The sequence below is a fragment of the Moritella viscosa genome (genome assembly GCF_900120065.1).
In the GTDB taxonomy this organism is placed as follows: domain Bacteria; phylum Pseudomonadota; class Gammaproteobacteria; order Enterobacterales; family Moritellaceae; genus Moritella; species Moritella viscosa.
In genome coordinates, this window is the sequence record NZ_FPLG01000119.1 from 71,790 (window position 1) to 80,030 (window position 8,241).

An 8,241-nucleotide genomic window follows, 5' to 3' on the forward strand; every position below is an offset into this window, starting at 1 on the left:
TACGATGCAATGAACTGGTCTATTTATAAACGACCTCTGGCAGATAAGTCATAGTAATAACTGAATTTTTAGTACATGCTCGGTTTCAATATTAAGGCAGTTCACTCTAACAAGGATTAAATAATGACGGATACGTATGCAAAGATCGCCAATGGTAAGTGGACATCAGCTTTATTCAAAATGCTTAATCTTCCACAACCTGTTACATTAACGCGCTTCTCTCACGGTTCAGATCTTATTTCTGGTCGTTTACTTATTGGGGCTGCCACGAATAGTGATCTGATAAAACCCATCATTGACACATTTAACGATGCAGAACTTGCTATCTCTTATCCAAATAGCACGCTAGAGTTAGCCAACCTTAATGAGCAATTTAATAATACCCTACTCAGTGCGACCCCAATTAGCTTAAATACAATGAGTAAATCAGATAAATTTAACTGCATTGTCTTTGATGCATCAGGTATTAAAACAAGTAAACAATTAAGCGCGTTACACCGATTTTTCCAGCCTGTAATAAAACAACTATCAAAATGTAGCAGAGTCATCGTTTTAGGTCGTCCGAGTGAGCACCTTGAGGATGTGAGTTACGCTACTGTACAACGATCCTTAGAAGGTTTTTGTCGTAGCTTAGCCAAGGAAATAGGTAAAAATGGCAGCACATGCCAACTTATGTATGCACAGGCAGGCAGTGAATCATTGCTTAACGCCCCACTCCGTTTCCTTACCTCTACGAAATCAGCCTATATATCAGCACAAGTGCTTAATGTAAAACCAGGAGCAATACACGGCACAGTTAACCTCGCTAAACCTTTACAAGGAAAAACTGCGCTTGTTACTGGTGCATCTCGTGGTATTGGAGCTGCTATTGCTGAAACTCTCGCTCGCGATGGCGCTCATGTAATTTGTTTAGATATACCAGCACTGAAAATGGATCTTGACAAAATCGCACATCGCTTAAAAGGCAGTACTATCGTAGCTGACATCACGTCTGATGATGCGCCTACTATCATTGCCGAATTTGTACGTGAGGTATCACTTGATATCATTGTACATAATGCAGGGGTTACAAAAGATAAAACCCTCGCACGTATGACTAATTATCACTGGGACGTACTTATGGATATTAATTTGTCGGCCATGGAAAGAATTAATGAGCGATTACTAAGTGACAATCTATTGAATCAATATGGTCGAATTATTTGCGTATCTTCGATGAGTGGCATTGCTGGAAACTTTGGTCAAACAAATTATGCAACCTCTAAGGCTGCCGTTATTGGTTATGTCAATGCGATGCAAAAACCACTTGCTGAAAAGAATATAACCATTAATGCCGTTGCCCCTGGTTTTATCGAAACAAAAATGACTGCCGCGATCCCCTTTACCGTCCGTGAAGCTGGTCGCCGAATGAATTCATTAAAACAGGGAGGTAAACCAATTGATGTAGCCGAAGCGATTGCATTTTTTGCGCAACCACAAGCAGCAGGTGTGACAGGAAATACAATTCGAATTTGCGGACAATCATTAATTGGCGCTTAGGGATACGTAACGCTGAAATAGCTGCGACCTTGATGGATAGCAGCTATTTCTTTCTAGGTTAAATTCTTCTAGATTTATTAATCATCAACCCGCTTACTTCGGCGATATTCAATTGGGGTCATTTGTACCCAACGTTTAAATGCACGATAAAAAGTACTTGGCTCTGAAAATCCAGTTAGATATACAATCTGATCAATTGATTCATTCGTATTCGCCAACAGTTTTTTAGACAGCTCACAACGGAAATCGGCTAGTATTTGATTAAAATTATAATCTATCTCAGCCAGCTTAGCCCGTAACATGCGCGGCTTCATATCAAGCTCAGTTGCAATACTTTCTAATGTCACAACACCCGATTCAAGTTGCTGCGCAATAACGCCACGCACCTTATCCACGATATCTTTAAGTTCTAACTTTGCAACTTTTCTGCTAGCGAGCTGCTCGTGCAATGCAAACAACTCGGGCTCAGCATGTGTTGAAGGTCGATCTAGCAAATCAGCATCAAAATAAATAAAGTTATCTGCCGCGGAAAACTCAAGAGGGCAAGGAAAGACGTTAGAATATGCCGTTAAATCTTCGGGCTGTTGATGAGCAAAGGCTATTTTATTGGCTTTAAAGTCACCTTCAGTAACATGCAAGCAAAATTTAAATGCACCAATCACTAAGCAGTCATTCAAGTGCCGATTAGCATCTTCAGTCATCCCGTCTAAATTAACAGATAGCCTCGCGAGATCATCTTCAATATGAATAGAAGCTCTTGCCGCGTCACTAATCAACCTAAAGTATTTTGCGGCTCGCTCCCAACCTGTACCAAACGTAGGACTACTCAAAAAAAGATACTGCAAAACTTGACCAGTAAAAACAGGCATGCGTTCACCAAGTGAAATGCCAATATTTGGATCTTTACTTATGTCCTCAAGGACCTGCCAAAAATGTGTTTGTGCCTGATTAGGTGTACGTAAATCCTTATCATTCAGCACGTCTTCACTAATGTTGCAACGAGAGAGTACTTCGAGTACATCGATATCTAACTCTTTCATTGCCGCATAAGCAATACGTAATAATACGCCCGCATCTTGCATAATTATTCCACTTATTAACTTTAAATCTTTGTTTGATCCACTAACTCTACCACTATCAAAGGATTGAGTAACACAATTTAAGTCAGGTATTTGACCGAGCTGCCATTAACCAATTACACACTCGCCAATTCAACCATCACACAAAGAGCTTAACATAATTGCAACATATCATTGCGCAATTTATTTATCATGACGACAAAATCAATTACACACTTTAAAAAACAACCTTCAATTACTGTTTCGTACACGAAAGCTGTACTCAATACAATTGTGAAAGCAATAACTAAATCATCGTCAAAAAAGCCTTTTACACAGCAATACTGTGTTAGTGGTCTGTCGATAGATTTAAACAATTTTCAGCAATATATTAACTGCTGTGGCTTTAAGCATACTGGTTATCTACCTGCTACATACCCTTTCGTGGTTGCCTTTCCTTTATTAATGAAGTTAATGACATCTAAAGCGTTTCCAGTCTCAATATTGGGGCTCATTCATTATTCAAACCGTATAACTCAACATATTCCTATTAAGCAAAATACAACACTTACCATTTTGTGTCATGTTGGTCATGACCATACCTCTAACAAGGGTCGTTTCATTGAGACCCATATTGATATTTTTGAGAATGGTAAATTAGTATGGGAGTGCAGTTCGACCTTCTTACAATCATTAAAACAAAAACGACCAGACATACATTTTCGACAGTCTAAAACCACAGACTCGTACCATTCTGCATTGAATAAACAAGAGATAAAGGCAATTTCATCATTACAATTTACAGCTTTGGATGCGCTTAAATATGCTTATATTTCAAAAGATGCAAATCCTATCCACTTACATCATATCCCAGCAAAATTAATGGGGTTTAGAACCACGATGATGCACGGCATGTTAGCCAAAGCACGCGTACTCGCACAATTAGAAGTACTTATTGATATTCAACATATTAGTATTAATGTTCAATTTAAAAATGCTATTTATTTACCTACTCAAGTTTGTTTGAACGTCGCATTATCACAGCAAAACAATACATTTAGTTTAATGGATTCAGAACAATGCGTGACTCATTTATCAGGTGTCATACTCCCTTTACTCAATAGAATGAATTAACTTATGACTGTTATATCCAGGAAGCAATTATTCAAAAGCACAATCAATATATTAAAAACACCTAAGCCTATTTTAAAAGGCTTGTGGCACTTACAAAAAGCAAAGCCAGAACGTTATATGTCTATTGGTTTACTACTTGAAGAGCAGGCTATTAAAAACTCTGGTTTGATTGCAATTCAGTTCAAAGACCAACGTTATAGCTACGAAGATCTGAACAATCAAGCAAATCAATATGCAAATTATTTACATGAGTACGGGATTAACCATAATGATAAAGTGGCAATCATGCTCGATAATAGGCCTGAAACCATTATTATTGCGCTTGCAGTTGTTAAGCTCGGTGCAATTGCTTGTATGATAAATACGACACAAAGAAATGCGATCCTCGAACATAGCCTAGCAGTTGTCGATACAAAATTAATTATCGCAGATGAAGTCTATAATTCGGCTATTAATGATATTAAAGAGAACTTACCACAAACACTGAAAAACAATATTTTTTATATACCGGCATTAAACAAACCAAAGCACTCTATTAAGTTTAGAGATATATCAAAGTTAGTAGAAAATTATTCGGTATTAAACCCTGACTCAACGCCTAAAATTCAGCTTAAAAATTCTGCGTTTTATATTTTCACCTCAGGGACAACTGGCTTACCTAAAGCAGCAAAAATGAGTCACCATCGCTGGTTTAAGTCAATGTCAGGGATAGGGATGGCATCATTACGCCTTACTGCTGATGATGTATTATACCTATCACTCCCCTTGTATCATAACAACGCATTAACCGTTTCATTAAGTGCTGTGTTTGGTAATGCAGCCACACTTGCTCTTTCTGAAAAATTCAGTTCCAGTCGATTCTGGGATGAAATACGAACCCACAATGCAACCGCATTTACCTATATTGGCGAGCTATGCCGATACCTTCTAAATGTGCCAGCAAAAGATAACGATAAACAACACGGCATTAAAAAGATTATTGGCAATGGTTTACGCCCAGAGATTTGGGATGAGTTCCAACAGCGTTTTGGGATCGAACATATTAACGAATTCTATGGTGCCAGTGAATGTAACCTTGTCTTTACCAATGCATTGAACTTACCTCACACCGCAGGCATTACGCCACTTGCCTTTACCGTTGTAGAGTATGATATTAATAACGACGAACCCCTGTACAATGAAAAAGGGAAAATGATCAAAGTAAGAACAGGTGGTGTGGGTTTACTATTAACAAAAATCACCAAGCGATCCCCTTTTGATGGTTACACCGATAATAAAGAAAGTAATAAAAAACTATTCCGATCGGTACTTAAAGATAATGACTGCTATTTCAACACTGGTGACCTCGTTAAATATCAAGGGTTTAGACATATATCTTTCGTCGATAGATTAGGTGATACGTTCCGTTGGAAAGGTGAGAATGTGGCGACGACACAAGTAGAAGGTCAACTTAATGAGTTTAATCAAGTTGACCAGACTGTTGCTTATGGTATCGAACTACCACATCATGATGGTCGAGCTGGTATGGTTGCGCTTACTTTGAATTGCCCAATACATGAATTCTCAGCAGCAGACTTCTTTCAACACGTCACATCTGTACTGCCAAGCTATGCACAACCTATATTTGTACGTTTACGTGAACAACAAGAAATGACAGGTACGTTCAAATATAAAAAAACAGATTTGAAAAAAGAATCATACTACCCAAATATGTCGAAAGAAGTAATTCTTATCAAACTTCCTAAACAGAATAGCTATACGGCATTAGAAAAAAGTACGATAACTGCAATTGATAAAAAACAATTGTCTTTCTAGCTCTAATATTGTGGTTTTTTATCATAAGGATTGATCTAGACGACCTTAGTCGTCTTTTTTACTTTCATATTATACAGAACTGCCTATGATCACTTTATTTTTGTAATAAAGAGAAACTTATGACCATTACAATAGAGGTATGTGTCGATAATATAGAGTCACTTCAAACGGCTCAGCTGGCTGGTGCAGATCGTATCGAACTGTGCTCAGCTTTAGCGTTAGGAGGCCTAACCGCCAATGCTGGTTTTGTCCAAAAGTCTCTCGATCTAGCAACTATCCCCCTTTATACAATAATCCGCCCTCGCGCAGGTGATTTTATATATAGTGAGCAAGAAGTTGATATCATGGTTTCTGATATTAAATTCATGAAACTGCTAGGTATCCAAGGTGTAGTCATTGGTGCATTAACATCAGAAGGTGATATTGATGAAGCCGCATTAAAACGTTTAATGGCGGCCTCTCGCGATATCGGCGTAACCTTCCACAGGGCCTTTGATCTATGTAATGATCCTAAACAAGCATTAGAAATCTTAATCAATGCAGGTTGTGAACGCGTTTTAACATCAGGCCAACAAGCTAGAGCAGAACAAGGTTGTGAGCTTATCAAAGAGTTAGTCATTCAAGCGGATGGTAGAATCAGTATTATGCCTGGTGCAGGTGTCAACCCAGACAATGCTGAAAAGATCATCTCTATCACAAAAGCGAAAGAGCTACACTTATCAGGAAAGACAACTAGAAAAAGTGCCATGAAACCCCATTCAACGGTTACAATGGGAACTGAGCAGGATGCTGACAGTTTAATCTCAGTTACTTGTGCAAAAACAATTTCGGCTATAGTCAGTGTAACCAATCGCTAAGTTAGATTCTATTTTACGCTAAGGTAAATCATCAACATTGAGTGTTTGTAAAATGTGATAAGCGGGCTCTTCGTAAGGGTGGGCAGAAATCAACGCATTAACTGCAGCCCTTACATTATCCGCACAGCAAACCATTTCGACTCTAAACTCATCAACAAATTCTATTTCATTTAACGTACCGATATGTGGCTGACTACCCAGTAATGGCTTAAATTGACCAGTACCTAAACATTGCCAAGCGCAACGCGCATAATCGCCGATAGTACCCGCACCAGCTTTAAACAACGCTTGCTTAACACCTTCCACATTTGCTTGCGGCACATAAAAAATAATAACATACATAACTTACACCCCCACATTGCACTGTCACCACGCCGATTAACGAAGCCACTATAAAAATATTTTGTTTTGCTACGCAGTAACGTTTATATTAATAAAATCAATGAATCAAGGCGCTAACCTGTGCAAACAAAACTTAAAACCAATAATGATGTTAATCCATTTCAAATCTTCATGTTGATCTTATCACTGCATGTTGTTGTTTCATCACTGCTTCAGCTCGTATTTACACTGTCTAGTAACGTGACCGAAATATTGACCAGTGTTGATAATATAATTTGTTTGTTCTTTTTTACCGACTTTATCATTCGCTTTTATCAAGCAGAGAGTAAGCTGAAATTTATGAAATGGGGTTGGATTGACTTATTATCCAGTATTCCGATGGTAGAGCAACTTCAATTTATACGTATGATTCGTATTGCACGGATCCTCCGCGCTATTCAGCATATTCGATCATCTAAGCTCGTGCTTAAAATGATCTTTGAACATCGCTTTAAAGCGACATTCTCCTTAGTGTCTGCTATTTCATTTGTGCTTGTAACCTTTGGTGCTGTCGGTATTCTGCTGTTAGAACAAGGGCAAATAGGCAGTAACATCAACAATGGTGTAGATGCGCTTTGGTGGTCATTTGTCACCATAACAACGGTTGGTTATGGTGATTATTATCCTGTAACAACAGGAGGGCGCATCATAGCGGCACTACTCATGACTGCCGGAGTTGGTTTATTCGGCACATTTACTGGTTTTATTTCCTCATGGTTTGTTGATGGTGGAAAAGAATCTAAAATAGAACAAACCTCAAATGTAAATACCTTACATACAGAGGTCATGGCCTTAAAGCAGGATATTGCTGAACTGAAAATGTTACTACGTCAGCAGCCCCCTACTTCAGAGCCTAAACAAGATCGATAATATCAGCTTAAGCGGCGCTTGCTAGCCGCTCAATTTTCTCTATGAGTAGATCTTTTTTAAATGGCTTAGGTACATAGTCATTCATACCAACATCAAAACAACGTTGGATATCAGCATCCAACACACTAGCGGTTAATGCAATAATAGGTGTTTCTGGTACGGAAAATGATGTTTCCCATTTCCGGATATGCTCTGTCGCTGTAAACCCATCCATAACTGGCATCATACAATCCATTAATATGGCCTTATACTTATGTTCACCAGAAGATACCATTGCGACAGCTTCTTCACCGTTATTCGCAATATGGCTATCATAACCACACTGTTTTAATAGCAAGGTGGCGACTTTTTGATTAATCAAATTATCTTCTACAATAAGAATAAGCATATTATCTACTGCAATATCTTCGGCCATTACACTAGCTAAACTCGGTACTATGTTTGTCTCTGATTCAGCCTTGTTCATCAGCGCAGATTTCATCGTTTTAAGTAATCGGCTACCAAGTAATGGCATGGTAATTAAACCATCAATTCTATTATCAAAATCATACTTATCATCTGTATGTGTGTAGCGCGGCGAGCAATTT

The 8,241-nt window shown here is 38.4% G+C and carries 8 protein-coding genes; 5 read left to right on the plus strand and 3 right to left on the minus strand.

Annotated features, from left to right (window positions below; all coding sequences use genetic code 11):
* The first annotated feature begins 123 nt into the window (after positions 1–123).
* Positions 124–1,539 (plus strand): 3-oxoacyl-ACP reductase, encoded by a 1,416-nt coding sequence (locus tag BT797_RS20150; RefSeq protein WP_045110299.1) that lies wholly within the window; start codon positions 124–126, stop codon positions 1,537–1,539.
* A 77-nt stretch (positions 1,540–1,616) separates the two neighbouring features.
* Here the strand turns inward: BT797_RS20150 and BT797_RS20155 are convergent, their stop codons facing one another.
* A complete protein-coding gene (locus BT797_RS20155) occupies positions 1,617–2,621 on the minus strand; it encodes an AraC family transcriptional regulator (RefSeq protein WP_045110298.1) in 1,005 nt (334 codons plus the stop codon).
* Between the two features lie 189 nt (positions 2,622–2,810).
* On the opposite strand from BT797_RS20155, the gene BT797_RS20160 reads away from it, so the two are divergent.
* From BT797_RS20160 to BT797_RS20170, 3 genes are all read left to right on the plus strand, one after another.
* Positions 2,811–3,731, plus strand: a complete 921-nt coding sequence (locus BT797_RS20160) for a MaoC/PaaZ C-terminal domain-containing protein (protein ID WP_075473276.1) — start codon at positions 2,811–2,813, stop codon at positions 3,729–3,731.
* A gap of 3 nt (positions 3,732–3,734) precedes the next feature.
* Complete coding sequence (locus tag BT797_RS20165) at positions 3,735–5,546, plus strand: long-chain-acyl-CoA synthetase (RefSeq protein ID WP_075473274.1); 1,812 nt, start codon at positions 3,735–3,737, stop codon at positions 5,544–5,546.
* Between the two features lie 119 nt (positions 5,547–5,665).
* Positions 5,666–6,403: a copper homeostasis protein CutC gene (locus BT797_RS20170; protein ID WP_075473275.1), complete on the plus strand. Its 738-nt coding sequence runs from the start codon at positions 5,666–5,668 to the stop codon at positions 6,401–6,403.
* Positions 6,404–6,421: 18 nt separating this feature from the next.
* Here the strand turns inward: BT797_RS20170 and BT797_RS20175 are convergent, their stop codons facing one another.
* Positions 6,422–6,745 carry a YqfO family protein gene (locus BT797_RS20175; protein WP_045110295.1) on the minus strand — a complete coding sequence of 108 codons (324 nt, stop codon included), beginning with the start codon at positions 6,743–6,745 and terminating at the stop codon, positions 6,422–6,424.
* A 120-nt stretch (positions 6,746–6,865) separates the two neighbouring features.
* On the opposite strand from BT797_RS20175, the gene BT797_RS20180 reads away from it, so the two are divergent.
* Complete coding sequence (locus tag BT797_RS20180; protein WP_045110294.1) at positions 6,866–7,654, plus strand: ion transporter; 789 nt, start codon at positions 6,866–6,868, stop codon at positions 7,652–7,654.
* A 7-nt stretch (positions 7,655–7,661) separates the two neighbouring features.
* On the opposite strand, the gene BT797_RS20185 is transcribed toward BT797_RS20180, so the two are convergent.
* On the minus strand, positions 7,662–8,241 hold a 580-nt coding region (locus tag BT797_RS20185; RefSeq protein WP_139291714.1), incomplete at its 5' end, for a response regulator.

Coding starts and splice junctions, on each gene's coding strand:
- BT797_RS20150 (WP_045110299.1), top strand. CDS start 124: ATGACGGATACGTATGCAAAGATCGCCAATGGTAAGTGGACATCAGCT.
- BT797_RS20155 (WP_045110298.1), bottom strand. CDS start 2,621: ATGCAAGATGCGGGCGTATTATTACGTATTGCTTATGCGGCAATGAAA.
- BT797_RS20160 (WP_075473276.1), top strand. CDS start 2,811: ATGACGACAAAATCAATTACACACTTTAAAAAACAACCTTCAATTACT.
- BT797_RS20165 (WP_075473274.1), top strand. CDS start 3,735: ATGACTGTTATATCCAGGAAGCAATTATTCAAAAGCACAATCAATATA.
- BT797_RS20170 (WP_075473275.1), top strand. CDS start 5,666: ATGACCATTACAATAGAGGTATGTGTCGATAATATAGAGTCACTTCAA.
- BT797_RS20175 (WP_045110295.1), bottom strand. CDS start 6,745: ATGTATGTTATTATTTTTTATGTGCCGCAAGCAAATGTGGAAGGTGTT.